This is a genomic window from Burkholderia pyrrocinia, from assembly GCF_022809715.1.
GTDB classification, from domain to species: Bacteria; Pseudomonadota; Gammaproteobacteria; order Burkholderiales; family Burkholderiaceae; genus Burkholderia; species Burkholderia pyrrocinia_C.
In genome coordinates, this window is sequence record NZ_CP094459.1 from 1,406,592 (window position 1) to 1,431,960 (window position 25,369).

20 protein-coding genes are annotated in these 25,369 nt (G+C 64.3%); 15 read left to right on the forward strand and 5 right to left on the reverse strand.

Annotated elements, in window-relative coordinates:
- Positions 1–17 precede the first annotated feature (17 nt).
- A complete protein-coding gene (locus MRS60_RS06660) occupies positions 18–197 on the reverse strand; it encodes a hypothetical protein (protein ID WP_243565421.1) in 180 nt (59 codons plus the stop codon).
- Between the two features lie 141 nt (positions 198–338).
- Between MRS60_RS06660 and MRS60_RS06665 the strand changes: the two genes are divergently transcribed.
- The 3 genes from MRS60_RS06665 to MRS60_RS06675 are packed head-to-tail and all read left to right on the forward strand — an operon-like array spanning position 339 to position 3,945.
- Positions 339–2,168 (forward strand): methyl-accepting chemotaxis protein, encoded by a 1,830-nt coding sequence (locus MRS60_RS06665; protein WP_243565422.1) that lies wholly within the window; start codon positions 339–341, stop codon positions 2,166–2,168.
- Entirely contained in the window at positions 2,165–3,073 is a 909-nt protein-coding gene (locus MRS60_RS06670) for a hypothetical protein (RefSeq protein ID WP_243565423.1), read from the forward strand. Before MRS60_RS06665 ends, MRS60_RS06670 begins: the two co-directional genes overlap by 4 nt.
- A 56-nt stretch (positions 3,074–3,129) precedes the next feature.
- Entirely contained in the window at positions 3,130–3,945 is an 816-nt protein-coding gene (locus MRS60_RS06675) for a topoisomerase IV (protein ID WP_175750007.1), read from the forward strand.
- 44 nt (positions 3,946–3,989) lie between these two features.
- On the opposite strand, the gene MRS60_RS06680 is transcribed toward MRS60_RS06675, so the two are convergent.
- Positions 3,990–4,919 carry a phosphatidate cytidylyltransferase gene (locus MRS60_RS06680; RefSeq protein ID WP_034183328.1) on the reverse strand — a complete coding sequence of 310 codons (930 nt, stop codon included), beginning with the start codon at positions 4,917–4,919 and terminating at the stop codon, positions 3,990–3,992.
- 37 nt (positions 4,920–4,956) lie between these two features.
- Positions 4,957–5,586, reverse strand: a complete 630-nt coding sequence (locus MRS60_RS06685; protein WP_034183469.1) for a lysophospholipid acyltransferase family protein — start codon at positions 5,584–5,586, stop codon at positions 4,957–4,959.
- Positions 5,587–6,048: 462 nt separating this feature from the next.
- Here MRS60_RS06685 and MRS60_RS06690 point away from each other — a divergent pair, with 462 nt between their 5' ends.
- The 11 genes from MRS60_RS06690 to MRS60_RS06740 all read left to right on the forward strand — a co-directional run bounded on the left by MRS60_RS06690 (position 6,049) and on the right by MRS60_RS06740 (position 19,483).
- Positions 6,049–6,654: a CDP-alcohol phosphatidyltransferase family protein gene (locus tag MRS60_RS06690; RefSeq protein WP_034183470.1), complete on the forward strand. Its 606-nt coding sequence runs from the start codon at positions 6,049–6,051 to the stop codon at positions 6,652–6,654.
- A 59-nt stretch (positions 6,655–6,713) separates the two neighbouring features.
- The gene (locus MRS60_RS06695; RefSeq protein WP_243565424.1) at positions 6,714–8,483 is read left to right on the forward strand and encodes a bifunctional alpha/beta hydrolase/class I SAM-dependent methyltransferase; all 1,770 of its coding nucleotides are present in this window, start codon (positions 6,714–6,716) and stop codon (positions 8,481–8,483) included.
- Positions 8,480–9,880, forward strand: coding sequence for a phosphatase PAP2 family protein (locus tag MRS60_RS06700; RefSeq protein ID WP_243565425.1), 1,401 nt, complete (start codon positions 8,480–8,482; stop codon positions 9,878–9,880). Before MRS60_RS06695 ends, MRS60_RS06700 begins: the two co-directional genes overlap by 4 nt.
- A complete protein-coding gene (locus MRS60_RS06705; protein ID WP_105390662.1) occupies positions 9,880–10,332 on the forward strand; it encodes a hypothetical protein in 453 nt (150 codons plus the stop codon). The genes MRS60_RS06700 and MRS60_RS06705 overlap by 1 nt, the downstream gene beginning before the upstream one ends.
- Positions 10,333–10,578: 246 nt before the next feature.
- Positions 10,579–13,110 carry a type VI secretion system Vgr family protein gene (locus tag MRS60_RS06710; protein ID WP_217590393.1) on the forward strand — a complete coding sequence of 844 codons (2,532 nt, stop codon included), beginning with the start codon at positions 10,579–10,581 and terminating at the stop codon, positions 13,108–13,110.
- 5 nt (positions 13,111–13,115) lie between these two features.
- Positions 13,116–14,135 (forward strand): DUF4123 domain-containing protein, encoded by a 1,020-nt coding sequence (locus MRS60_RS06715; RefSeq protein WP_131947653.1) that lies wholly within the window; start codon positions 13,116–13,118, stop codon positions 14,133–14,135.
- A gap of 5 nt (positions 14,136–14,140) precedes the next feature.
- Positions 14,141–16,972, forward strand: coding sequence for a T6SS effector BTH_I2691 family protein (locus tag MRS60_RS06720; protein WP_243565426.1), 2,832 nt, complete (start codon positions 14,141–14,143; stop codon positions 16,970–16,972).
- On the forward strand, positions 16,972–17,709 hold the full coding sequence (locus MRS60_RS06725) for a putative type VI secretion system effector (protein WP_243565427.1): 738 nt from the start codon (positions 16,972–16,974) through the stop codon (positions 17,707–17,709). Before MRS60_RS06720 ends, MRS60_RS06725 begins: the two co-directional genes overlap by 1 nt.
- A 31-nt stretch (positions 17,710–17,740) precedes the next feature.
- A complete protein-coding gene (locus MRS60_RS06730) occupies positions 17,741–18,454 on the forward strand; it encodes a putative type VI secretion system effector (RefSeq protein WP_243565428.1) in 714 nt (237 codons plus the stop codon).
- Positions 18,455–18,464: 10 nt separating this feature from the next.
- A complete protein-coding gene (locus MRS60_RS06735; protein WP_243565429.1) occupies positions 18,465–19,193 on the forward strand; it encodes a putative type VI secretion system effector in 729 nt (242 codons plus the stop codon).
- 38 nt (positions 19,194–19,231) lie between these two features.
- The gene (locus MRS60_RS06740) at positions 19,232–19,483 is read left to right on the forward strand and encodes a PAAR domain-containing protein (protein ID WP_131947657.1); all 252 of its coding nucleotides are present in this window, start codon (positions 19,232–19,234) and stop codon (positions 19,481–19,483) included.
- A gap of 51 nt (positions 19,484–19,534) precedes the next feature.
- Here the strand turns inward: MRS60_RS06740 and tssF are convergent, their stop codons facing one another.
- Both tssF and MRS60_RS06750 read right to left on the reverse strand, forming a co-directional pair.
- Positions 19,535–21,346 (reverse strand): type VI secretion system baseplate subunit TssF, encoded by a 1,812-nt coding sequence (gene tssF / locus MRS60_RS06745; protein ID WP_243565430.1) that lies wholly within the window; start codon positions 21,344–21,346, stop codon positions 19,535–19,537.
- 194 nt (positions 21,347–21,540) lie between these two features.
- Complete coding sequence (locus tag MRS60_RS06750) at positions 21,541–22,563, reverse strand: sensor domain-containing diguanylate cyclase (RefSeq protein ID WP_131947659.1); 1,023 nt, start codon at positions 22,561–22,563, stop codon at positions 21,541–21,543.
- A 487-nt stretch (positions 22,564–23,050) separates the two neighbouring features.
- Here MRS60_RS06750 and bcsB point away from each other — a divergent pair, with 487 nt between their 5' ends.
- Complete coding sequence (bcsB, locus tag MRS60_RS06755) at positions 23,051–25,366, forward strand: cellulose biosynthesis cyclic di-GMP-binding regulatory protein BcsB (RefSeq protein ID WP_243565431.1); 2,316 nt, start codon at positions 23,051–23,053, stop codon at positions 25,364–25,366.
- Positions 25,367–25,369: the final 3 nt, after the last annotated feature.

Consider the following 25,369-nt stretch of genomic DNA (forward strand, 5'->3'; position numbering starts at 1 on the left):
GGGGTGCGGGCACAAGGTCACGGAATCAGCATCTCGCGGCGCCCGTCCGCGTATTCGATGCGCTCGCCGGCGATGTGCAGCCGCTGACCCTTTCGATAGTCGTAGACCGCGCGCGATTCGGTGTTGCCGGCTTCGGAAATCCCGTTGCCGAACGGATCGGCCGCGAGGCTGCCGCCCGCGAACACGACGTCGTGCATGCTTTTGCCGCCCGGTTTCGCTACTTTTTTCTCCGGTCTGACCAGTCGAACCTCAAGTTGCGTCTCGCGTGGTCGTTAAGGACGATTGTGTGCCCATTTGACCAATCGACAACAACGCGGCAACCGGAGATCACCGTCATCATGCTGTCATCGATTCGCGCCCGAATTCTGGCGACCTGCGTCGCCATCGTGGTCACGGCCCTGGCCGTGACAGGCGGCCTTGTTTACTACGTCGTCAAGCAACACAACGACGCAACCATCGACCAGAACCTGCAGTCCGTCCTGACCGGCCACGCGCTCGCGCTCGACGAGTGGGTCGCGAGCCGCGCGCAGCAGACCCAGGCGCTCGCGGACACGCTGGCGCCGGGCGAAGGCGACCCGCTGCCGGCGCTGACGCTGCTTGGCAAATCGGGCGGCTTCCAGGTGCTCACGCTCGGCCTGCCGGACCGCACGGCGTTCTCGAACGTCCCGCTCGCGGCCGGCTACGATCCGACCGCGCGCCCGTGGTTCAAGCAGGCGGTCGAGGCCGGCCGGCTCGTCGTCACGGCGTTGTACCGCGACGCGTCGACCGGCAAGCCCGCCTTCGCGTTCGCCGCACCGATCGTTCGCGGCGGCGCGCTGAAGGGTGTGCTCGCGGCGAGCCTCTATATGGAGCGCGCGAGCGCGATCGTGGCATCGATGCACCCGACGCCGGCGAGCTTCGCGTTCCTGGTCGACAAGAGCGGGCGCCTGATCGCGGGCGCGAAGACCGACCTGATCATGAAGCCGGCCGTCGAGCTGTCGCCCGAACTGACGCCGGAGCGCCTCGCCGGCCTGCAGGCGGCGACCGAACCGGTGGCGATCGATGTGGACGGCGTGACCAAGCTGCTCCGCGCGCGCCCGATCGCCGGGACGGACTGGTCGCTCGTGATGGCGCTCGACCGGTCGGACGTGACGGCCGGCATGCGGGCCGTCGCGACGACGACGCTCGTTGCGATCCTCGTCGTCGCCTGCGTCGCGGCAGCGCTCGTCGGCGCACTGACGAACGCGGCGTTCAAGCGCGTGCTGCTCGTGCGCGACGCGCTGACCGACGTCGCGAGCGGGAGCGGCGACCTGACGAAGCGGCTGCCGGCCGACGGCCGCGACGAGGCCGCGCAGATCGCGCACGCCTTCAATATGTTTGCCGAAAAGATCAGTGCGATCCTGCTGCAGATTCGCGGCTTCAGCGAATCCGTGAACGTGGCGAGCGCGGAGATCGCGCAGGGCAACCAGGATCTGTCGAGCCGCACCGAACTTGCGGCATCGAGCCTGCAGGAGACGGCGGCGGCGCTCGAGGAGATCGCCGGCACGGCGCGCAACTCGGCCGATGCGGCCACGCAGGTGAGCCGGCTGGCGGAATCGGCGTCGGGTGTCGCCGTGCGCGGCGGCGAGGTGGTGAGCGAGGTGGTCGCGACGATGGGCGAGATTACGAAGGCGTCGGCCGAGATATCGAACATCATCGGCGTGATCGACGGCATCGCGTTCCAGACCAACATCCTCGCGCTGAATGCGGCCGTCGAGGCGGCGCGCGCGCACGAGCATGGGCGGGGCTTCGCGGTGGTCGCGGGCGAGGTGCGCACGCTCGCGCAACGCAGCGCGGTGGCGGCCAGGGAAATCAAGCAGTTGATCCAGTCGTCCGTCGAGAAGATCGAGGGCGGTTCGGGGCTCGTGCAGACGGCCGGTGCGACGATGGACGAGATCGTCGAGGGCGTGCGCGGCATCACGAGCGTGATCGCGGAAATGACGGTCGCGGCGAACGAGCAGAGCACCGGGCTCGCGCAGGTGAACCAGGCCGTGTCGCAGCTCGATCACTCGACGCAGCAGAATGCGGCGCTCGTCGAGGAATCGGCTGCCGCCGCGGCGCTGTTGCGCGAGCAGGCGGCGCAGCTCGCGCAGACGGTCGGCGAATTCAAGCTCGCGAGTTCGCACCGGGCTGAAACGGCATCGGCGTGATCCGGCTGCGGTTGCCGAAGCCTACAAGAGGGATGCACGAAGGGGGCGGGAACGGGCCGGCGGGACGGGCGCCGTGCGTGTACGCTACGGGCTCGCGGGTGCATGCCCGCGCGCGCGGCGCGGGCCGCGCGCATCGACCGGGTCCTGCAATGAAGAACGAAATCGTAACGCCGGCCGGCGCGAATGGCGAGGCCGGGCGTCGCCGCCGGTTGGCGGCCGTCGCTGTGCGCGCCGCGCTGGCGTGCGTAGGCGTGACGGCCGCACAGGCTGTTGCTGCCGCGCAGCCGGCATCGTGCGACGAGCAGTTGACGCAACTGATCGTGCCGGCGCTGCGGCAGACCGCGATGGACCGGCGCGCGATCCACGCCAATGTGGATGAGCGCGACGGCAACATCTTGCGCATTCGCTTGTTCGTCACGCTCGACCACCCGGGCACGCCGAACCGCGATGCGACGATCGGCTGGGTGACGCTCGATACGCAAGCGATGCGTGCGCTCGACGTTACGCGCGACCCCGACCGGCCGGACGTGCTGGCGATCGACCGGCATGCGCTGTCGCGCTTCGTGTCAGCGTGTGCTGCACCGGCCGCACCGCTGCACGGCACCGTCGATTGCGACGCATTGAACCGCCGTGCGCAAGCGCAGGGCGATTACGTGACGGGCAGCGATACGGGCCGCGTCGTGACGGGCAAGGGGCGCCTGCCGTTCTTTTCCGCACCTGATGACGCATGCCGGATCGACGGGTTGTTCATCGTAGAGCATGACCACGTCGATGCGCGAATCGACTACGGCCGTTTCACGTCGGTCGTCTATTTGAATCCGCGCACGAACGGCATTGCCGAAGGGTGGGTGCAAACTGCGCGGCTGAAGCCGGACGGCAACGGCAGCGCGCCGCGGCGACCCTGATCGTGTGCGCCCGCAACCATCCGTTACACGCTTTTCCAATCCGACCGGACCTCGTCATGACTGTCCAGCACCGAAAAAAACGCGGCGAGCCGTTCGCGGCTTCGCTAGCCGCACTCGCGGTGCTCGCCGCGCTCTCCGCGTCGTCGCCCGTCCACGCGGCCGATCCGATTCATCCGGACCGTCAGTTGCAGAAGTTCATTAGCGACAGCTACGGCACGTGGCGCGCGGACCGCAAGGGCTGGCAGTCGGACGCAGGCGATTCCATCTATTCGCCGTGCGGCTCGCTGCGCGTTGCGACTGCCGACGGCCCGCGGTATCTGCTCGCGATGTGCGGCGAGACCGAAGCGGCCGTGCAGAACGGAATGCCGGGCATGGACAGCGACGCCACGCCGGGCACGGTCGATCTGTACGTGCTGCAGCCTTCGCCGGACGGCAAGCGGCTCGAAGCGATGTTGAAGAAGACGGACATCGCGTCCGGCACGCGCGGCGAGCCGGGCACGCCGAGCATCGAGCGGCTCGGGCCGCACCTGTTCGGTTTCGTCATCGGCGACGGCGACTCGCGACAAGGCTATACGCAACGTATCCGCTCGATCTGGCTGCCGTACGGCGATGCGCTGGTGCTTGCGGCGGCGCGCATCAATGAGGCGCTCGACAATGCAGAGTCGAGCGAATGCGCGAATGCACCGGTGCGCTGCGAGGCGCTGCGCTTCGAGATCACGCCGGACCTGACCGGCACCGGCGCCGTCTATCCGTTGATTGTGACCGAAACCGGCACGCGCGGCGATCGCGCGGTCCGGGCGCGCTATGTGGTGAAATTCGACGCGGCGCGTGGCCGCTATGTCGTGCCGAAGGCGGTGCGGGAAGGGTATTGAGTGGTTGCAGCGCGACGCGAAGGCCGCGTCGCACCCTCCGCGCATCACACGTACAGGTAACGCACGAGGTGGAAGAACACCGGCGCGGCAAAACAGATCGAGTCGACGCGATCGAGCATCCCGCCGTGGCCCGCGATCATCGAGCCCCAGTCCTTCGTGCCGAGCGAGCGCTTGACGGCCGACAGCACGAGCCCGCCGACGAAACCCGCGATCACGATCGCGAGCGAGATCCCGAACGCCGCGCCGAAGCTGAACGGCGTCACGCGATACAGCGACGCGCCGCACAGCGTCGCGAGCAGACCGCCGCCGACGAAGCCTTCGACCGTCTTCGACGGCGACAGCTGCGGCGCGATCTTGCGGCGCCCGAACAGCTTGCCGACGACATACTGCAGCACGTCGCTGATCTGCACCACGACCAGGAAGAAGAACAGCAGCAGCGCGTTCTGCCCCGCGTAGCGCGGAATGTCGAGGATCAGCACGGCCGGCGCGTGGCTCAGCCCGTACACGCACACCATCAACGCCCAGTTGATCTTCGCGTTGCGGCTCAGGAATTCGCGCGTGTCCTGCGTGAGCGCCGACACGAGCGACATCGCGAAGAACAGGTGCACGGGCACGAAGATCGAATACATCCCGTACCAGTTGATCCCGAGCAGCAGGTACTGCACGGGGATCGCGACGAAGAACGCGATGAACAGCGTCGTGTGGTCGCTCGCGGTGGTCGGCGTGAGCGTGATGAATTCGCGCAGCGTCAGGTACGACAGCAGCGCGAACACGAGATACGTGACGTTGTTGCCGAGGCCGATCGCGATGGCCATGATCGCGATCATCGCCCACCACGCGCGGATGCGCTGGTTCAGGTTGACGATGGTCGAGCTCGTGCCGCCGCTGCGCGCGCCGAGGATCGCACCGATCACGGTGGCGACGACGAGCACGCCCGTGACGCCCGCGACCAGTTCCCAGAAAAGAGTTCGCATGGGGATATCCGGAAAAAGGGAGAGGAGGGCGCCGCGTTCAGCCCGCGGGCCGCTGCGGCGCGAGCGCGACGATCGCGTCGCGCATGCGGGCGAGGAACGTCGGCTTGTCTTCCTGGTCGCCGAGCGCATCGTTCGCGCCGAAATGCACCTTGCAGATCAGAGGCACAGGCCAGATCGCGCCCTTCGGCATGATGCGCTGCAGGTTCTCGAGGTAGACGGGCGCGAGTGCGACGTTCGGGAACTCGGTCGCGAGATGGAACAGCCCGCTCTTGAACGGCTGCGGCAGCACGTCGGCGCCGCGCGTGCCTTCCGGGAAGATGATGATCGAGTGCCCTTGCCGCAGCGCGTCGCGCACCGGTTCGAGCGGGTCGCCGCCGGATTCGCGGTGACGGTCGATCAGCACCACGTTCAGCAGCTTCTGCGCGATGTGGCGCTTCATGTCGCTGCTGTCCCAGTAGTCGCGCGCGGCGACCGGCCGCACGACCGCGCGCACGTCGCGCGGCAGCGCGGCGAGGATCGCGAGCGTGTCGATGTGGCTCGTGTGGTTCGAGAAATAGATCTTCTGCGTCGGGGACGGCGGCGCCTGATGCCAGACCGGATACGCGCCGGCGACGAGCCGCACGATGGACAGCAGGAAATCGCGCTGCCAGACGTTGACGATGTTCATCGGCGCGGTGCCTCCTGCCTGCATGCCCGGCCGCAGATGCGGCGGACGGGATCCCGGAATGCCGGCGCGGCAGGATGCGCGCCGGACGGCCTTTGTTTAAATTTTTTCAAGTTCGTGGCTGCCTGTCGCAGGTCCGCGATAATCGGACGGTTCGCCGTCACACCACGTTGCGTAGCGGCGAATGTGCCGGTCGGCGGCGTGATGATCGGCTGTTGCACGAGCGCCCGTTTGCAGTTCGAATGGATCTTCGCTGCGATCGGGCCAGCGGATTATCGCGAGTTTCCGTCAAAAACGCCAGATTGGCGCCGCGCGGGCGGGCCGGGCGCATGCTTGACGCAGCGGTGCTGCTCGGCGACGATGGGGGCCGTCCATTGAAGGCCGACGAAGGCCGTTTCGCCGCCCGGGGTATGGCGGCGGGAAGCGTGTCCGACTGTGCCGCGCGAAAAATACGAATACGAAACGATGAGCCTCTACGCACTCAAACCCAAATTCCAGGACCGTCTGCGCCCGTTCGCGAATTCGCTCGCCGAACGTGGCGTCACCGCCAACCAGGTCACGCTGTTCGCGGCCGGCGGCTCGATCGTCGTCGGTGCGCTCGCCGGGCTCGGCGTATTCGCCCGCGTGCTGTTCCTGCTGATTCCGCTGTGGTTGTTCGCACGGATGGCGCTCAACGCGATCGACGGCATGCTCGCACGCGAACACGGGCAGAAGAGCACGCTCGGCGCATACCTGAACGAGCTGGGCGACGTCGTGTCCGACGTCGCGCTCGTGCTGCCGTTCCTCGCCATTTCCGCGTTCGCTCCGGCGGACGTCTGGCTGTTCGCGCTGACGGCGGTGATCGTCGAATGCGCGGGGCTGATCGGGCCGCTCGTCGGCGCCACGCGCCGCTACGACGGCCCGTTCGGCAAGAGCGACCGCGCGCTGGCCCTCGGCGCATTCGCGCTGTGGATCGGCTTCGGCCTGCCGGTCGGCAGCATCGCCGCGTGGCTGTGGCGCCTGCTGATCGTGCTGTCGATCGTGACGGTGGTGCGGCGCGTGCAGGCCGGCATCGCCGAAAAGGGCGGTTGACCTACGAGGCGCCGGAGGGCGGCGCCACATGATTCGAATAACGAAACGAGAGAGATCACATGAGCGCACGCACGGCCCGCGAGGCCGACTTCATCACGCACGACGGCGAAACGCTGTTCTATCGTCACTGGCCCGCGACGGGCCCGCGCTGCCGCGGCGCAATCGTGCTGCTGCATCGCGGCCACGAGCATTCGGCGCGCGTCGCGCATCTCGTCGACGAGCTCGACCTGCCGGATTTCGCGTTTTTCGCATGGGACGCGCGCGGCCACGGCCGCTCGCCCGGCGCGCGCGGCTACAGCCCGAGCGCGGCCGCATCGGTGCGCGACCTGCAGACCTTCGTCGAGCATATCCGCGACACGCACGGCATCGCGATCGAGGACATGGCCGTGGTCGGGCAGAGCGTCGGCGCCGTGCTCGCAGCCACCTGGGCGCACGACTACGCGCCGCCGATCCGCTGCCTCGTCGTCGCGTCGCCGGCGTTCCACATCAAGCTCTACGTGCCGTTCGCGCGGCCGGGCCTGCGGCTGATGCACAAGCTGCGCGGGTTGTTCTACGTGAACAGCTACGTGAAGCCGAAATTCCTCACGCACGATCCCGAGCGGATCGCGAGCTACGCGTCCGATCCGCTGATCACGCGGCCGATCGCGGTCAACATGCTGCTCGACCTGCACGACACCGCGCAGCGGATCGTCGCCGACGCGGCCGCGATCACCGTGCCGACGCAACTGCTGATCTCGGGCGCCGACTGGGTCGTGCATCGCGGCCCGCAGGATCGCTTCTTCGAACGGCTCGGCTCGGCGCGCAAGGAGCGCATCGTGCTGCCGGGCTTCTATCACGACACGCTCGGCGAGCGCGACCGCGCCCAGGCGCTCGCGCCGCTGCGCGCGTTCGTGCTGCGCGAGTTCGATGCACCGAGCCCGCGCGTGTCGCTCGCCGACGCCGACCGGCGCGGCGCGTTCCACGACGAATACGCGGCGCTCGGCCGGCCGCCCGCGAACGTGTTCGCGCGTGCGTACTGGGCGCTCACGCGCGCCAGCCTGAAAGCGGGCGGCGCGCTGTCGGACGGCATCGCGCTCGGGCTGCGGCTCGGTTTCGATTCGGGCTCGACGCTCGATTACGTGTACCGCAACCGCGCGCAAGGGCGGCTCGGCGTCGGCGCGCTGGTCGATCGCACGTATCTCGATTCGCCGGGCTGGGTCGGCATCCGCCAGCGCAAGGTGCATCTGCAGGAGCTGATCGGCGCGGCGATCGGCCGCTTGCGCGGCCACGGCACGCCGGTGCGGATCGTCGACATCGCGGCCGGGCACGGGCGCTACGTGCTCGACGCGATCGCGACGGCCGCCGAGCGCGACGGCGCGGCGCCCGACGACATCACGCTGCGCGACTACAGCCCGCCGAACGTCGAGGCCGGGCGCGTGCTGATCGCGCAGCGCGGGCTCGAGCCGATCGCGCGCTTCGAGCGCGGCGACGCGTTCGACGAGACGTCGCTCGCGACGCTCGAGCCGCGTCCGACGCTCGCGATCGTGTCGGGTCTCTATGAACTGTTCGGCGAAAACGCGCTGATCGAACGTTCGCTGCGCGGGCTCGCGCAGGCCGTGCCGCCGGGCGGCTATCTCGTCTATACGGGGCAGCCGTGGCATCCGCAGCTCGAATTCATTGCACGTGCGCTGAACAATCACCGCGGCGAGGCGACTTGGGTGATGCGCCGCCGCTCGCAGGCGGAGATGGACGAACTCGTCGCGCGCGCGGGCTTCCGCAAGCTCGACCAGCGGATCGACGAGATGGGCATCTTCACGGTCAGCCTCGCGCAGCGGGTCGACGCGTCATGAGCGCGCTCGGCGGCGGTGCGAGCGGCGTCGCCGAGCCGGCGGCCGGCGCGCGCGACGCATCGTTCGCGCTGCGCTTCGGCTGGCTCGCGGCGATGGGCGCCGTGTTCTTCTCGACGTACGGCTTCGCGAACTGGCTCGCCGCGCACCGCGCGGCGGTGCCGACGTTCGCGTTCGGCTGGGAGCACGCGATCCCGTTCGTGCCGTGGACGATCGTGCCGTACTGGTCGATCGATCTTCTGTATGCGCTGTCGTTCTTCTTCTGGACGCGCCGCGACGATCTGCTCGATCACGTGAAGCGCTTGCTCACCGTGCAACTGGTGTCGGTCGCGTGCTTCATCGCGTGGCCGCTGCGCTTCGGTTTCGAGCGGCCCGAGCCGGGCGGCGCGGCCGGCGCGCTGTTCACGCTGCTGATGGGGTTCGACAAGCCGTTCAACCAGGCGCCGTCGCTGCACATCGGGTTGCTCGTCGTGCTGTGGGCCGTCTATGCGAAGCATCTGCACGGCACGGTCGCGCGCGTCGTGCTGCATCTGTGGTTCGCGGCGATCGGCGTGTCGGTGCTGACGACCTACCAGCATCACGCGATCGACGTGCCGACCGGCGCGGCCGTCGGCTGTCTCGCGCTGTTCCTGTTTCCGCTGCGCGATGCCGCGGGCCGGCTGCCGGGCGCCGATGCGTCGCCGGGCGCGGTGGGCCGCGCGCTCGCGCGTCGTTATGCGCTCGGCGCGGCGCTGGTCGCGCTCGTGGCGCTGTGGTGCGTGCCGCGTGCGCCGGGCTGGGCGCTGGCGGCGGGGTGGGTCGCGCTGGCGCTCGCGTGCGTCGCGTGGCTCTACCGGCGCGGCGCGCCCGGCGCCTTTCAGAAGGATGCGCACGGGCGTTTCCCGGTCTTCATCCGCTGGCTGCTCGCGCCGACGATCGCCGGCGCGTTCGTCAATTCGCGGCTGTGGACGTTCCGGCAGCCGGCGCCGGTGCGGATCGACGAACGCGTGTCGATCGGCCGCACGCCGACGACGCGCGACGTGCGACGCCACGGCTTCACGGCGCTGGTCGACCTGACCGCCGAGATGCCGCGCTGGGCGGCGGCCGATGCGTCGCTCGCATATGCGGCCGTGCCGCAGCTCGATCTTGTCGCGCCGACGGCCACGCAGCTCGCGCAGGCAGTCGCGGCGCTCGAGCGCCTGCACGGCGAAGGTCGTGACGTGCTGGTCTGCTGCGCGCTCGGCTATGGGCGCAGCGTGCTGTGTGCGGCTGCGTGGCTCGCCGCGCGGCGCGGGCTCGGCGATGCGCGCGACGCGCTTGCCGCGGTGCGCGCGGTGCGGCCGCACGCGGTGTGGTCGGACGACGGCGTGGCCGTACTGCAGCACTGGATCGATCGCCGTCGCAGCGCGGGAGGCGTGTGATGCGCGATCCGTCCGCTCCATTTCGGATTGCCGCCGCGCGCGGCGCGCTCGATGCGGGCGCGTGGGCGATCGCGGCTGCGCTGGCCGCGGCCGGCGCGGGCTGGTGGATTGCATCGGGCTGGGCGCCGGCGACGATCGCGCGCGTGCTGCTGGCCGTCGTCAGTACGGGGTCGGGGATCGCGGCGCTGTGGTACGCGGTGCGCATCGAGATCGACCGCCGGCTGTTCGCCGCGTTGGCGCGCGCGGCGGCGGGCGATGCGTTGGTCGACGACGGGCTCGCGGCGCTCGACCGCGCGCTCGCCGATCTCGGCTGGATCGACGCAGCGAAGGCCGGGCGCGCGCTCGACGCACGCGTGCGCGGCGCGATCGGGCTGTGCCGGGCCGGTGTGCTCGTCGCGGTCGTGCAGTGGGTTGTGGTCGGGCTCGCGATCGCGATGCCGCAGGTCGGCTAGCGGTTTGCTGGTACGGTTTTTTCGAGAAAATATAGCCGTGCGGGAACATTTTTCTTAATACACGGCTGTAAATAGGCAATATTTGCCACTGGTGCATCAGAGACTCCTTCGTCCGCCGAAGGGGGCGCGTAGTAATTTCCGATTCAACGAACCATACTTTTGCCTTTCTATGGAATTCATATGAAAGGCATTTATAATCTTCGCTCGGCAGAAATCCCGCCTTAATAACAACCGAGGGCATGCTGCATGAGCAACACCGCACTTTATGAGGCGTTGCGTCTCGGCGACGCGCAATACAATCGACTGATCAAACTCGATACGCCGCTTGGCGTCGATTGGTTGCTGCCTCTCTACGTCAAGGGCACCGCCAGACTGGGGCGCGATTATGAGTTCGTGATCGATGTCGTTTCTGCGCGCGGCGGGCAGATCGAACTCAAAGCACTGCTCGCCAAACCAGTCACACTGTGGATTCAGCAGGTCGACGGTTCATACATGCCGATCCATGGCTATGTGCACCGATTTAGCCGTTTGGGGGCGGACGGCCCGCTTACCTATTACAAGCTCGCATTTTCATCGTGGCTTTATTTTCTGTGCCTGCGTCGCGACATGCGGGACTGGCAGGAGCAGAACGGTGAACAGATCCTGACCGACGTCTTCAACGAACACCCGCAGGCGCGTGGCGCATTCCGCTTCGACGTTCATAAGCCGCTGCCGTCGTATTCGAATCGCGTGCAATGGGAATACGACCTCAATTTTGTTCATCGCAGCATGGAAGAAGCAGGCGTGTTTCCCTACTTCGAGCAGGCGGACAATGGCCGTTCTCACATGATGGTTGTCACGGACGACGCCTACTTCGTCCCGACGCTGAGGCAATCCGTTGTCCAGTTCGGTCGTATGGAAATTGGCGGCGAATTGGACGGATTCGCGCAATGGAAGGAGCAACTTCAGATCGAGAGCGCACAGCTGACGTCACGCTCGTTCGACTACAAGCGGCCCGATCTTCCCCGGCAGGTCCAGGGGGTGACCGATGTGCATGGCAATCTGCCGACGGATGGCGAAATCTACGACTACCCCGGTGCGTACATGTGGTCGGATCGGGCTCAGGGCGAGCGTCTCGTACGGATTCGCCTCGAGGAGAGGATGTCGCGGATGAAGCGCTTTCATGGCGTTGGCGCTTTACGCTGCGCGATGCCGGGAAGGCGCTTCGAGCTTCGCGGCCATCCGGTACATGACGCGATGAGCCAACCGGATCGCGAATTCGTGTTGCTCGGTGTCGACTGGTTGATCAGCAACAATCTGCCCGGTCTGGACCGGATCGAGGCATTTCCCGACGGGCTGGCCGCGGAAATCGCAAAGGCGAAGACTGGTGCAACGGTGCATCACGCCGACGGCAGCGAGGGCTTCTTTCAGGTGCAGGTCGAAGCGCAACCGCGCAATGTGCCGTTTCGCAGTTCGTTCGATCACAAGAAGCCGGTCATGCAGCTACAGAACGCGATCGTTGCCGGGCCGGACGGCGAAGAGGTCTACACCGACTCGCTGAACCGGGTGAAGGTGTGGTTTCACTGGAATCGCCGCAACGGTCAGGACGAGCGTGCGTCATGCTGGGTACGTCCGACATTTCTCGACGCGGGTGCCAACCGCGGCGGCATTCAGCCGTTGCGCAAGGGGGATGAAGTCGTCGTCGGTTTCATGGAGGGCGACTGCGACAGGCCGGTCATTATCGCGAGGATGTACGGCGGCGCAACGCAACCGGTGTGGCACACGAACGGTCTGCTGTCGGGCTATCGGTCGCGCGAGTATGGCGGTCGCGGCTATAACCAGCTCGTGATGGACGATTCGACGCAGCAGAATCGCGTTCACCTTTATTCGAGCAGCTATCAGTCGCATCTGCATCTCGGCTACCTGATCCAGCATGCGGACAATACGCGCGGTACATTTCTCGGCAGCGGCTTCGACCTCAAGTCGGACGCTTATGGTGCCATTCGCGCGGGGCAAGGGCTGTTCGTCTCGACACATTCTGCAACGGTAAACCAGCCGCTGAACGTGACCGCGGCGTCCGAGCAACTGGCAAGCGCGGAAAGCGTGGTGGAGCTGACGTCTCAGGCGAGCGCCGCGAATCAGGCCGAAAGTCTGGAGGAAGGGCACGACGCACTGAAGCGATTTACCGATGCCACGCAATACAACGTGGCGGGAGGCGCGGGCAGCGGCGGGCGGACGGGAGGTGGCGGCACGGGCAGCGCAAACGGGTTCTCGACGCCGATCATGCTGATCGCAAGTCCCGCTGGCGTGGGCGTGTCGACGCAGGATTCGGCGCAGCTCACGGCAAACCAGCAAGTCAATATCGTGAGCGGCAGGAGTACGCACGTTGCCGCCGGCAAATCGCTGATCGCGAGTGTGATGGAAAAGATCAGCCTGTTCGCGCAGAACTCGGGGATCAAGCTGTTCGCGTCCAAGGGCAAGGTCGAGATTCAGGCGCAGAGCGACGAGATGAAACTCGCCGCGCTCAACGACGTGACGGTCACCAGTTCGAGTGGACGTGTCGTCATCTCTGCCGAAAAGGAGATCTGGATCGGCGCCGGGGGCTCGTATATCAAGATCACGCCTGACTTGATCGAGAACGGAACGAGTGGCCAGATTCTCGAAAAATGCGCATCGTGGGACAAGCCGGGTGCGTCATCGATGCGTCTGCCTTCACCGATTGCGAGCGTGCCGAAGGGGTGTGCGTGGAAGACGGCGTCGGCGTCGGCCGACAGCGCGTCGAGCGTGGTGTTGGAGTAGTCGTCATGAGTCGTCCGAACAACCGCGACGCAGAGCGTCAGGAAGGCATGGATGTGTCGAGCGAGGCAGCGGCAATCGATACGACGATGAGTGTGCTGCATGCTCATTTTGACAAGCAACCGGAGATGCGCTGTCTGCTGGTCGTCGACCCGGCCCAGCGCGATTTGCCGAACGAAGAAGGCTCTGTGTTCAGCGAGTTGACGCGCGCGGTCGTGACGATCGCGCACGACGCATATCCGGATGAACACCAACCCTACCTCGTCGAACTGGATCTGTCTTCGTCAGCGGGCGTCGCGCTTCTGAGAGAAAGTGTGCGCCTCGCATTCGAAGACAGGCGTCCTGCGTCGATGGCAAAGGGCCTCGGGCAGCGGGTCGGCGGATGGTTGGCGAGTTCTGCGTCGCCTGACAAAGTCGCCGAGCACTGGTCGAGGCAGGTGCTGCAGTATGACGAGCGAGGGCGTTTATGTGCGCTGCGTTTCTACGACACGCGTGCACTGGGCCTGATCTGGCCAGTACTGACCGAGCGACAGCAGCAGGCCTTGCTTGGGCCAGTCAAGGTCTGGCATGCGCTCGATGCCTGTGCGAAGCCGCGTGCGTATGGCAGGGATGCTGAATCGAGTCAGGCATTTTCGCTCGCGAAGGCGCAATGGCCGGGCGTGCATCGTCATGGCCTCGTCAACCGCGCAATCGCGTTGCATGCATTGGCGGCAGGCCGTCAGCCCATACCTGCGGAAGTGGCAGCGGCCGTTGCTGCCGCCGCGCGTGCGGAGCAATACGGGCTGCATGACCGTGACGATCTGGTTGCGTTCATCGGACATGCGCTTGACTGGCATCCCTGGTTCGACCGGCATCCCGAGGTTGCGAAGGCGTTGCAGCAGTGTTCGCCCGACGATTTTTATACCGCAGCGATCGGCCACCTCCAGCCTGGCGAAATCGACGAAATCCGACGCGGTGGGTGGTATGACGAGAGGGCGTCGTCTTCGATCGAGTCACGCCGGCCGATGACAGACACGAGACACGAATAACAGAAATGGCGACTACTGAACAAGAATGCGCGAATTGCCAGAAGACGGGGCTGGCGATCCTTCCCGTCCGCTATACGGTTTTGCCGAATACCGTTCCTGCAAGATTGCCGGACGGCATTGGCGGGAAGGGCGTCACTGACGTTCCGTTGACGACGCATCGTTACGGGTTGCGCACGCTCCGGGACGGGTGGCTGTACCTCTACTATGTCCAGAGTGCGAGAGGTCCCAAACGATGGGAAGTATACAAGGTGACGGAAGACGGGCGCTTGTGGAAGCAGTCGCGCCCGCTGCCTGACCAACCTTCCACGCATCCTGCGTGCGCTAAACGAGCGATTGCGGTACCGATGGATGTGATCGCAATCGAGCGTCCGGAGAAATGCACGAACCGTGTCTATATCGCGTTCTCGGAACACGCGTGGATCGAGGATACGTTCAAGCGGTACGAGGCAAATCCTGCCTTGCTCGAACAGCGCATGCAGTGGATCGAGCCGTCGAAATGGATCAACGGCGGCAACGATCCGCAAAAGCATGCCGTCGTCGCAACCCGAAAAAGTATCGATGACGTCGTCGAGTACATGCCGGGTCTGGATCCCAAGCTGCTCGATCCGAAGGATCAGCCGTTGACCGACAAGGCGGGTGTGTACGATCCGAAACTGATGGGGAGGGAGTCGACCCGGTATCCGTTGCATATCCGTCAGGCCTCTCCGCAGTCCACGAGCGAAGCGTTGGTCAAGTTGATGAACATGATCGGCTCGACCGGCAAGGGGCAATCTCATCCGCCGATGATGCTGGCGTTGTGGGATGGTATCGGCAACGCGCACGAACTGAACGATTTTCGCAACGACGCAGGCAGCATGTTGTCCTTGTATGTCAAGGAGCAGGGCACGCAGATCGACGCGATGCTGTCGATCGATGCGGCGGAAGTGGCCGTGCGAAACGGTGCGGTTGCGTTCAAGAGCCGCATGCGGTCCGCGTTGCGGGCCGGCTGGGAAGGCATGTTGAACAATCCCGGCGCGATGGACGGGATTCCGAGTTATGCCGTCATCACGCCGGAGCAGCAGGCGGCGTCGGACAGGCGGATTCAGGAAGCGGGCGTGATCAGCCCCGAAGAAGCGAAGACGATCGGCGACGCCGAGTGGCCGAAGTACCAGGACAAACTGAATCTTCGGAAGCTCGGGGATTTCCGGCCGTGGTTCAAGTCCGTTCAGGACGCGGTCAAGGCGATTCAGGCCCGGCGTACGCCCGATGTGAAGGCGTGGCTGAAGGCGCCCACGTTCATCGCGGCGTTGCATGATTATCACGAAGAGAACGCGGACGACGGTCGGGCATTCGAGAAGGTCATCGTTCAGGCGATCAACGGGTTGCCGTCGGAAGATCGCGGCGCGGCCGTCGTCTACGATCTGGTCAACAACATGGATCCGACATTGCCGACCAGCCTCGTGTGGCGAGCGTTCGCCTACAACCAGAAGCATCCGAAGGCCGAGATCAAGGAACTGCTGGCACAGGCGATCGCGAACAAGACGACCAAGGCGGATCCGGTCAGCGACATCGCCGACAAGATCGGCAAGGTGCTGGAGCAACTGAAGAACTTCGTCGATTTTCGGGAGAAGATGACTGAGGTTCATGAGCATCAGAACCCGATATCGGTATCTGAAAAGTACTTGAAGAGTATTCAAGGCGACGGTCTCGTCATCACGATGGGCAACGCGCTGTTCAAATGGACTGGGCTGGGCGTGCTGGGGGACTGCGCGGGCACTTTCATGATTCGCGGCGCGCTGATGTTGCGCGTCGGTATCAGCAAGGCGGACACGATCGATCTCGTCAGGCAGGCGGTCAAGGTCGAGCCTGATTTGCGCCTGAAGTTGCAGCAGGGATATCGGACATTGCGCAGCCAGGGGATTGCGGCGAAGGATGCATTCGTGAGGACGATACAGTCGCTAGCGGAACACGAGGGCGGCCAGCTCTATCGCGCGAAGTGGAATGCGGTCAAGCTGACGCAGGAAGGCAAGGCCGTCAATCTTGGCGTGCGGATCGGTGGTACCTTGGCCGTGATCGAATTGCTGAGCTTCGGTTGTGCGCTTGCGAAGGCGGACAAGAAGGGCGAGGACTACGCAATGCTGGTGGCGGGCGGGTTCTCGTCGATGTCCGCGTGTCTGCAGGCGTCGACGAAGCTGATGACAGGGCTGGCGAAGGATGCGGCGCGGACGTTGACCAATCTGAAGGCGATTACGGGGTATTTTGGTGGGGCGTCGTCGATGATTGGGATGGTGCTGGATTTTGGAAAGGTGTATGACAATGCAGTGCAGAGAAAATACTCTGCGATGTTCGCGTATTTTGTTAAAGGAACGCTTGGATTTGGTGTGACTACTGCAAATTTCCTCACTGCATTAACCTCGTCGGCTCCGTTGGTTGCTCGGATTACTGGGGGGCGTGGCGTGGTATTTATCGGAAAAATAGGGGCTGGCATTGCAGGTGCCACCGCTCGGTCGGGAGCAATAGCTGCAGGTTCGGCTATAGGACGGGAAGCCGCTAACAAAGCTGGTATGAAGGCAGTCGGGGTTGCAGCCGGAGAAGCCGGGATTGTGCTTACTGAGCGCGCCGGCCTTCTGGCGATTGGTCGTGTGGTTTTGTTCCTCGCAGGTTGGGAGGTTGCCGTGGCGCTGGTGGTGCTGCAGCTTCTGATCGCATATTTCTCCGATAATGAACTGCAGACATGGTTCGATAAATGCGTGTTCGGTAAGAGCCCGGATAGCCCGCCATGGACGATCGATAAGCAACGTGAAGAATTTGAGAAGGCCCTTGCTAGTGTCGGTTTGAAATCCGATAACGGTGTCTGATGAATATGGATAAATATAGAGTATCTTCTACAGCCTTGCTTCGAGGATGTATTAAAAATCTTCGAAAAACGCGCAGCAGTCGTGACTTTCTCTTTAGCGACACTGATCGTGCCAAGATGGGGGCGACGGCAGTTGCGGCAGGTTTGGTTGGATTGGGTGGAATTGCCGTCGGGTTGAGTGGAATGGCAATGGATACCACTGAAGAGGCTGATTTGCTTGAGTTTGAGATTGGGGGGGAATCGGTGAAGGCTTGGGTATGGTGGTCGGTGTTTACGGAAGATGATGAGGTAGAGATTGTTGCTGAACGATGGGGTGACGTGTGGCACGCCTTTGGTATTCGTCGAATTTCAGACAAAATTGTCGCACTTCATCCGCATTGCAGTCGGGGGCGTTATGCCCACTATCGAGCATCGTTTAGGTGGGGCGGGATGTTTCTCGCGTTGGCACTGGCGGTGGCGTATTTCATCATTGCTTGCTTTGCAATCTTCAAAGGTGGAGCCCCGATTGATAGTTTGCTTATAGGGTGTGCGCTGGGAAGCTTGGGTTCGGCTGCAATTTTTTCTCTTATTACCTACCGAATCTCACGAAAAATGATGGGTTTCGTTCGTCTTGCTGAAGGGATTTTTGAAGGATTCGGCTGGAAGGACGTGAAAAATATTGATCTTCCCGCCCTTACGAAGAAGGGGAAGAAGCCAGACGAACCGGGTGCATTAGGTGTTCTGTATTTCCGCTACTGACCCACTATCGATGAGTATGTCGTCACATCAGATGCAGTTGCTTCATGGGCACATTGGTAACCTACGGAAGTCGCGTTGCAACTGGGATTTCCTTTTTGGGGATGCTGATCGCGCCAAGATGGGCGCGACGGCGATTGCGGCAGGCTTGGTCGGTTTGGGCGGTGTTGCAGTCGGGTTGAGTGGTATGGCAATGGACACCACCGAAGAGGCCGACTTGCTTGAGTTTGAGCTCGAGGGGAAATCGGTGAGGGCTTGGGTTTGGTGGTCGGTATTTGCGGAAGGCGATGAGGTAGAGGTTGTTGCTGAGCGTTGGGGCAACACGTGGCAGGCATTCGGTGTTCGGCGACTTTCTGACAAGATCGTTGCACTCCATCCGCATTGCAGTCGTGGTCGGAACGCACACTACCGTTCGGCGTTGAAATTATGGTGCAAAATTTCAATGACGTTGATCGCTGTGTTGTTTATATTTGGTTTTTCGTATGGTTTCTTTAAATACGGATCGGAGACGGATTGGGTGGGTCTCTCGATCGGGCTTGCAATGGGCGGATTCGCGGCGGCGGTGGTATACGGAATTATCGCCTTCCGCATCGCGAGAAAATTCATGGGATTCGTCGGACTCGCGGAGAATATTTTTACGGGGTTTGGTTGGAAGGATGTGAGAGATATCGATCTTCCTGAAATTACAAAAAATGAAAAGAAGCCTGGCGAGCCGGGTGCATTAGGTGTTTTGTATTTCCGCTACTAACCATCTATCAATGAGTATGCCGTCGCATCAGGTGCAGTTGTTTCATGGGCACATTGGTAACCTTCGGAAGTCGCGTTGCGACCGGGATTTCCTTTTTGGAGACGCTGATCGAGCCAAGATGGGCGTAACGGCTATTGCGGCTGGTTTGGCTGGTTTGGGTGGAGTTGCAGTTGGGCTGAGCGGTACGGCAATGGATACCACTGAGGAAGCCGACTTGCTTGAGTTTGAGCTCGAGGGAAAATCGGTGACGGCTTGGGTATGGTGGTCGGTGTTTACGGAAGGCGATGAGGTGGAGATTGTTGCTGAAGGATGGGGTGACGTGTGGTACACCTTTGGTATTCGTCGAATTTCCGACAAAATTGTCGCGCTTCATCCGCATTGCAGCCGGGGGCGTTGTGCACACTATCGAGCATCGTTTAGGTGGGGCGGGATGTTTCTCGCGTTGGCACTGGTGGTGGCGTATTTCACAATTGCTTGTTTTGCCATCTTCAAAGGTGGAGCCCCGATTGATAGTTTACTTATAGGGTGTGCGCTGGGCAGTTTGGGTTCGGCTGCAATTTTTTCTCTTATTACCTACCGAATCTCACGAAAAATGATGGGCTTCGTCCATCTTGCTGAAGGGATTTTTGAAGGATTCGGTTGGAAGGACGTAAAGAACATCGATCTTCCCGCCATCACGAAGAAAGGAAAGAAACCGGGGGAGCCTGGCGAGCTGGGCATCCTGTATTTCCGTTACTGAGCGCACTCGGCTCGGGTTACCAACAAGGCATCTCATTCATGATGAACCTCATCCGTGTCGGCGACGACACCGACCATGGCGGCAAAGTCATCACCGGTTCGTCGAAGATGCGTTTCGACGGCCGTTTCGTGGCGCGCAAAGGCGACGAAGTGTCGTGTCCTCAGCATCCGGAAGTGAAGCCGAACCTGATCGTGGAGGGCGACGAATCGATGACCGACGACGGCGTCCCGATCGCGCGGCACGGTCATCGTGCGACTTGCGGATGTTGCTTGATTTCAAGCCTCGTCTGAGTGGTACGGAGCATGAAGCAGCCGTTCTCCGAAGTTGGTCGCACAAGATAGTCAGACAAGAGCGATCGTTCCCGGTCGCGGTGTGCAGCGCTGAATTTCCCGACCGGTGTTGGCCGACATGACGACGAGCTGGACGAAGTTCGTTGCCGACATATGCGTTGTGAAAAAGTGTTGCATTACGCCGACGAACACATTCAGACTGGTTGCGGCGAACGCCTGTTCGTCAACGGTCAAGGTTACCTCCAGACCCCTTACGAAGCTCGGCATGGGTTCTCCCGACAGCCAGAGCTGCTTGACGCGATGGCCCAGATTCGTCAATCCGTCGATCAGGTTCGTATGTCTCCCGGACCGCGGGGTGAATTGACGGAGTAGGCGTTTCAATTCCACAAGCCCGGTGCGGGTCAGCTCGATCGAGTGTGGCGCGAGTTGCGCGATGAGCCGCCATACGGCGTCGCCTTGTTGCGGCAAATGTGCGACCTCGGTGGGCGTATCGAGCATCATGATGCTCGACACCATTGGGCCTTGTTCATTCACGAGATCGCCATTCTCCGCACTTGCCCGTATCCTGCGCGGGAGATCGCCGTTCGAGCAGGTCATGTTCGCCGTGATCTGCTCGATCCCGGTGTCGAGGGCAGGGCGGCCATCGAGTCCGATCAGGCCGAGCGCGGCGTTCACCTTTCCTGACGGCGTTGCTGCCGTGTCTTGGACGAGAACCCAGTAAGGGCCGGCCAGACCGCCGGCGCCGCCGTGCATGAGCGACGTGAACGGCCGAATGATATTCGTTCTGGATGCGCCGGTCGTGGCGCGGACCGTATCGACCGACCACACTGCAACCTGGGCTGCGTCGGTGTTCTGAGATTGAACCGGATACGTGTCGGTCAGCGGGTCTCGCTTGAGCGGCACGGACGTAAGCCGGAACAGATTGACGATCGGCGTGCAGAAGAGTTTCAGGTGCTCTGCAGACAGGTTTGCCAGCCGCTGCGCTTCTCGCGAATCCGGATGTACGCCGCAGATGGCGAGGTGCAGCGTCAACTGCGGACTGGGCCCTGCTGCACGCACGAGCGCGGCGAGATCGACGTCGACGAAATCGAATTTCTTCGAATACGCAAAGTATTCGCCGACCAGCCTCAAAGCCGGTGATCCGTCGTCTTCTTCGATCAGTTTCTCGGTATCGTCGTAGCCCACTGACGCAAGCGGCGGAGCGGGCAGTGCGGTCCAGCGCCGTTCGGTATCTTCGACGAAAGCCGCTGCCGTGCGCATCGTTATGGCATCCATTGCCGCGGCGACAACTTCATCGGCGCCATCGATATGGATGCGCAAGGGACTTGGGATGGACTTGATACGAAAGTCAGGCCGCGTAACGGCGAAGGTGACGGAGAGGAGGCCGGTTGTGCGCGGTGGCAATACGACGTCAGAGGGAACGGCTGTCGCCGATACGTAGCGCGCAGCCGCAACGCATATGGGTGCAAGCGTGACGTCGTACACGGTCCGGAACCTGCAGTCCTCTGCCTTGCTCGAGAGTTCGGTACCGCGGGGAATCAACGACGGCTCGGTGAGCTTGTCGAACATGTCGGAAACGTCGAACCGGGTAATGGCACATGCCGGCAGCGGTCGGACATACTGGGGATGCAGCATGCCGAGGAGGGCGTCGGCAAACTCCGTGTAGTTGTCGTCGAGCCGAACGTCGATATTCGCGGCAAGAAGAGCGAATGATTGCAGCATTCGCTCGATATGCGGATCTTCGGAGCGGTCTCCGTTGATTCCGAGGCGGACTGCAATTTTGGGATAGCGCGCCGAGAAGGAGGCAATCGATCGGCGCAGTAGGGCAAGTTCTCTTTCGTAGTGCGGAAGCAGATGATCCATTGCGTGAAGTGGCGAACCGATCAAGCGTTAAAAACACGAATTCGCTGTCTGTCCGGTCGCGCTGAATGATGTCGGGCGCGTTAGCGCTGGCATCGCAATGATAACTGCAAAATTACAAAATGCTGTCGGTGTGTGTCGATCCGCTTTCCGATCAGCCGGTTTCAGAATCGGATTGGCGGCGCTGGATGCCCATGTCACGCGTCGCGCGTTCGCTGCCCCCGCGTGCGCTTCACCTCATACATCGCCTGATCCGCATGCTCGATCAGCGCGTTCATGTCGGTGCCGTCGTCGGGCAGCATCGCGATCCCGACGCTGACGCCCAGCCGCAGCGCGTGTCCCTCGAATTCGAACGGTTCGCCGACCTGCCGCGCGAGCCGCGTGCTTTGCGTGTGCGCATCGTCGCGGTTGCCGACGTTCGGCAGGATCACCGCGAATTCGTCGCCGCCGACGCGCGCGACCGTATCCGAACGCCGCACCGCACCGATCATCCGCGTGGCGATCTCGCGCAGCGCGGCGTCGCCCGCGCGATGGCCGAAACCGTCGTTGATCGGCTTCAGCCCGTCCATGTCGATGTTGAGGATGCCGAGCCGGCCGTTCGCGCGCAGCGCCGTATGCATCGACTGCCGCAGGCGGTCGTAGAACAGCGCGCGGTTCGGCAGGCCCGTGAGCGCGTCGTGCGTCGCCCGCAGGTACAGCTCGTTCGCCTCGTTGCGCGCGGCGTGGAACATCGCGGCGGCGATCAGCCCGGCCGTCAGCCGCAGCGTGCCGGCGTCGGCCGGGGAGAAGCCGTCGACGTCCGGCGACATCACCTTCAGCACGCCGACCGTCGTGTCGGCATGCGTGAGCGGCATCACGAGCATCGAGCGCAGGCCGACCCGGCGGCACGCGTCGCGATCGACGCGCGGATCGGTTTCCGAATCGACGCAGTGCAGCAACTCGCCGCGCTGCACGCACAGGCCCGACAGGCTGCCCGAGCGTCGCAGCCGCAGGCCGAGCATCCCGGCGGCCGCGCCCGACGCGGCGCGGTACACCATGTCGTCGCCTTCGGCGAATTCGACCGCCGCGGCGCTCGCGCCGGTGAGCAGCGGCACCTGCTCGGCCACATAGGCCATCACGCTGCCGAGGTCGAGACCGAGTTTCGCGATCTCGGTTTGCGCCGCGATGATGCGCAGCAGCGTGTCGGGGGACGGGGTGGCTGTGTCGACGATTTGATCCAAGTCGTTTTTCCGCGAAGAAAGATCATCGGGTAGTACGGGAGTGCGGTAGCATACGCGCCGCCCCGCGGCAGCGTCTTGCGGGCGGTCTGCAACGGACCGCCGCCAGCATGCCGGCCCGGCCGGCCGCGTCGGCAGTATGCCGTTCGGTCCCGCCGGCAGCAATGGCGAAAATTTTGCCATTCACTCCTTTTGCACAGCATTTCCGACCGGATTGAGGTTTTTTTCGCTTCACTGTCGCGAATCGGGGTAAGTTTTGTCCTATTTTTGAGATAGTGTGACGAATGAGCGCGTGCCGGTGCCAGGCGCGCGCGCAAACACGACGACAGCCGATTAAAGAATGTACCGCTTCGTTTCGATAAATGAATCGGGCCAGTTAATTGATATGAGGGGAAGCAGTGGGGATGTTCACTCACGGGCATAGCTGCTTTGCGCGCATCGGTTTCGGTGCGACGGACGACCGGATGACCCTGACGAAACGGAGCGGCGCATGAAGCCGGCCGCGTCGCTGCTGCTCCTGTCGATCGCCATGGCCGGCGCTTTTCACGCGGCCGTGCTGTCGGCCGCTCCGATGCCGGCGGCCGTTGCGGCGTCCGCCGCCGGTGCGGGTAATGCGCCGGCGCCGGTGCTCGCGGCCGCGCCGGCGGCGGCCAGCGCGCCGTCCGTCGGGCTGCCGGCGACGACCGTGCGCCTGCCGTTCGCGTCGCTCGGCGCGTTCGAACCGCTGCGCCTGCGCGGCGCCGACGACGCGCGCACCATCCACGCGGGCGTGCGGCTCGACCGCGTGGTCACGGGCGCGCGGCTGCGCCTGACCTACGCGTATTCGCCGTCGCTCGTGTTCCCGATGTCGCACCTGAAGGTGTCGGTGAACGGCGAGGTCATCGCGACCGTCCCGTTCGACGCCGCGCGCGCGGGCCGCGCGGTCACGCAGGAGATCCCGATCGATCCGCGCTATTTCTCGGATTTCAACCAGATCGGCCTGCGCCTGATCGCGCACTACACGCTCGACCATTGCGAGGATCCGTCGAACTCGGCGCTGTGGGCCGACGTGAGCCCGACGAGCGAACTGATCCTCGACGAATCGCCGGTTCGCTTGCCGAACGATCTCGCGCTGCTGCCCGCGCCGTTCTTCGACCGGCGCGACAACGGCCGCGTGCGGCTGCCATTCGTGCTGCCGGGGGCGCCCGATTCGGCGACGCTGCGTAGCGCGGGCGTGCTCGCGTCGTGGTTCGGCGCGCTGGCCGACTACCGGCATGCGCGCTTCCCGGTGTCGTCCGCGCTGCCGGCCGACGACCAGGCGGTGGTGGTCGGCACGGCTGCGACGCTGCCGGCCGGCCTCGCGCTGCCGTCGGTCAACGGTCCGCTGCTCGCGGTTGCCGACAACCCGGCCGCGCCGGGGCGCAAGCTGCTCGTCGTCACGGGCCGCACGTCGGCCGAGGTCGACGACGCGGTCGCGACGCTCGTGCTCGGCCGCGCGGCGCTGTCAGGGCCGGCGGCGACGGTCGCGCACGTCGATCTCGGCGCGCCGCGCAAGCCGTACGACGCGCCGCGCTGGCTGCCGGTGAACCGGCCGATCGCGTTCCGCGAACTCGTGTCCGATCTGCGCGAACTGGAAGCGCGCGGCACGACGCCCGACGCGATTCGCCTGAACCTGCGCGTGCCGGCCGATCTCCATTCATGGAACGGCTCGGGCGTGCCGATCACGCTGCGCTACCGCTACACGGCGCCGACCGTGCAGGACAACTCGACGCTCGCCGTCGAGATCAACGACCAGCTCGTGAAGTCGTACCGGCTCGGGCCCGCCCACGCCGAGGACGCGCGCGGCCGCATGCAGCTGCCGCTGCTGTCGGTGCCGGAAGGGCGCGTGACGAGCGATGTCGACATCCCGGCGTTCCGCGTCGGCAGCGGCAACCAGCTGCAGTTCCGCTTCACGCTCGATTCGCAGAAGACGGGCCTGTGCTCGAGCACGGCCACCGAGCCGCAGCGCGCGGCGATCGATCCCGATTCGACGATCGACTTCTCGCACTTCGTCCATTACGCGCAATTGCCGAACCTCGCGTATTTCGCGAACAGCGGTTTTCCGTTCACGCGCTTCGCCGACCTGTCGCAGACGGCCGTCGTTATGCCCGACCGGCCGTCGCCGCAGGAGCTCGAGGCCTACCTGACGATGCTCGGCCACATGGGCGAGTGGACGGGTTTCCCGGCACTGCGCGTGCAGGTCGCGCGGCCCGGCGACGTCGCGGCGCTGTCGGGCAGCAAGGATCTGCTCGTGATCGACGGCTCGCCCACGTCGCCGCTGCTCGCGCACTGGCGCTCGGCGCTGCCGCTCGCGATCGGCGAGCAGGGCGGTGCGGGCGGCGGCGGCGCGACGCGCGTCGCGTTCACGGTCAAGGAGCGCTGGCGCAACGGCGTCGGCCTTCCCGACGGCGGCGCGCATATCGAGCAGACGGGCCCGCTCGCGGCGCTCGCCGGTTTCGAGCTGCCGGGTAGCCATGGCCGCAGCGTCGTCGCGCTGACGGCGACCGACCAGCCGCGCCTCGGCGATCTGCTGAACGTGTTCGAGAACTCGGGCCTCGTGTCGCAGTTGCAGGGCGACCTCGCGCTGGTGCGGCCGGGGCAGGTCGACAGCCTGCGCGTCGGCGAGCCTTACGTGGTCGGCTTCGTGCCGTGGTATGCGCGCGTCTGGACGCAGGCGGCGCGGCATCCGGTCGTGCTCGGCGCGGTCGGCGTCGTCGCGGGGCTGCTGCTCGCGCTCGGCGTGTTCAGCGTGCTGCAGAAAATCGCCGCGCGTCGACGGGGGATGTAACGG

Bases quoted from the DNA above. Each gene is read 5' to 3' on its own strand.
- MRS60_RS06660 (WP_243565421.1), bottom strand. From the start codon at position 197: ATGCACGACGTCGTGTTCGCGGGCGGCAGCCTCGCGGCCGATCCGTTC.
- MRS60_RS06665 (WP_243565422.1), top strand. From the start codon at position 339: ATGCTGTCATCGATTCGCGCCCGAATTCTGGCGACCTGCGTCGCCATC.
- MRS60_RS06675 (WP_175750007.1), top strand. From the start codon at position 3,130: ATGACTGTCCAGCACCGAAAAAAACGCGGCGAGCCGTTCGCGGCTTCG.
- MRS60_RS06680 (WP_034183328.1), bottom strand. From the start codon at position 4,919: ATGCGAACTCTTTTCTGGGAACTGGTCGCGGGCGTCACGGGCGTGCTC.
- MRS60_RS06685 (WP_034183469.1), bottom strand. From the start codon at position 5,586: ATGAACATCGTCAACGTCTGGCAGCGCGATTTCCTGCTGTCCATCGTG.
- MRS60_RS06690 (WP_034183470.1), top strand. From the start codon at position 6,049: ATGAGCCTCTACGCACTCAAACCCAAATTCCAGGACCGTCTGCGCCCG.
- MRS60_RS06695 (WP_243565424.1), top strand. From the start codon at position 6,714: ATGAGCGCACGCACGGCCCGCGAGGCCGACTTCATCACGCACGACGGC.
- MRS60_RS06700 (WP_243565425.1), top strand. From the start codon at position 8,480: ATGAGCGCGCTCGGCGGCGGTGCGAGCGGCGTCGCCGAGCCGGCGGCC.
- MRS60_RS06705 (WP_105390662.1), top strand. From the start codon at position 9,880: ATGCGCGATCCGTCCGCTCCATTTCGGATTGCCGCCGCGCGCGGCGCG.
- MRS60_RS06710 (WP_217590393.1), top strand. From the start codon at position 10,579: ATGAGCAACACCGCACTTTATGAGGCGTTGCGTCTCGGCGACGCGCAA.
- MRS60_RS06715 (WP_131947653.1), top strand. From the start codon at position 13,116: ATGAGTCGTCCGAACAACCGCGACGCAGAGCGTCAGGAAGGCATGGAT.
- MRS60_RS06720 (WP_243565426.1), top strand. From the start codon at position 14,141: ATGGCGACTACTGAACAAGAATGCGCGAATTGCCAGAAGACGGGGCTG.
- MRS60_RS06725 (WP_243565427.1), top strand. From the start codon at position 16,972: ATGAATATGGATAAATATAGAGTATCTTCTACAGCCTTGCTTCGAGGA.
- MRS60_RS06730 (WP_243565428.1), top strand. From the start codon at position 17,741: ATGCAGTTGCTTCATGGGCACATTGGTAACCTACGGAAGTCGCGTTGC.
- MRS60_RS06735 (WP_243565429.1), top strand. From the start codon at position 18,465: ATGAGTATGCCGTCGCATCAGGTGCAGTTGTTTCATGGGCACATTGGT.
- MRS60_RS06740 (WP_131947657.1), top strand. From the start codon at position 19,232: ATGATGAACCTCATCCGTGTCGGCGACGACACCGACCATGGCGGCAAA.
- tssF (WP_243565430.1), bottom strand. From the start codon at position 21,346: ATGGATCATCTGCTTCCGCACTACGAAAGAGAACTTGCCCTACTGCGC.
- bcsB (WP_243565431.1), top strand. From the start codon at position 23,051: ATGAAGCCGGCCGCGTCGCTGCTGCTCCTGTCGATCGCCATGGCCGGC.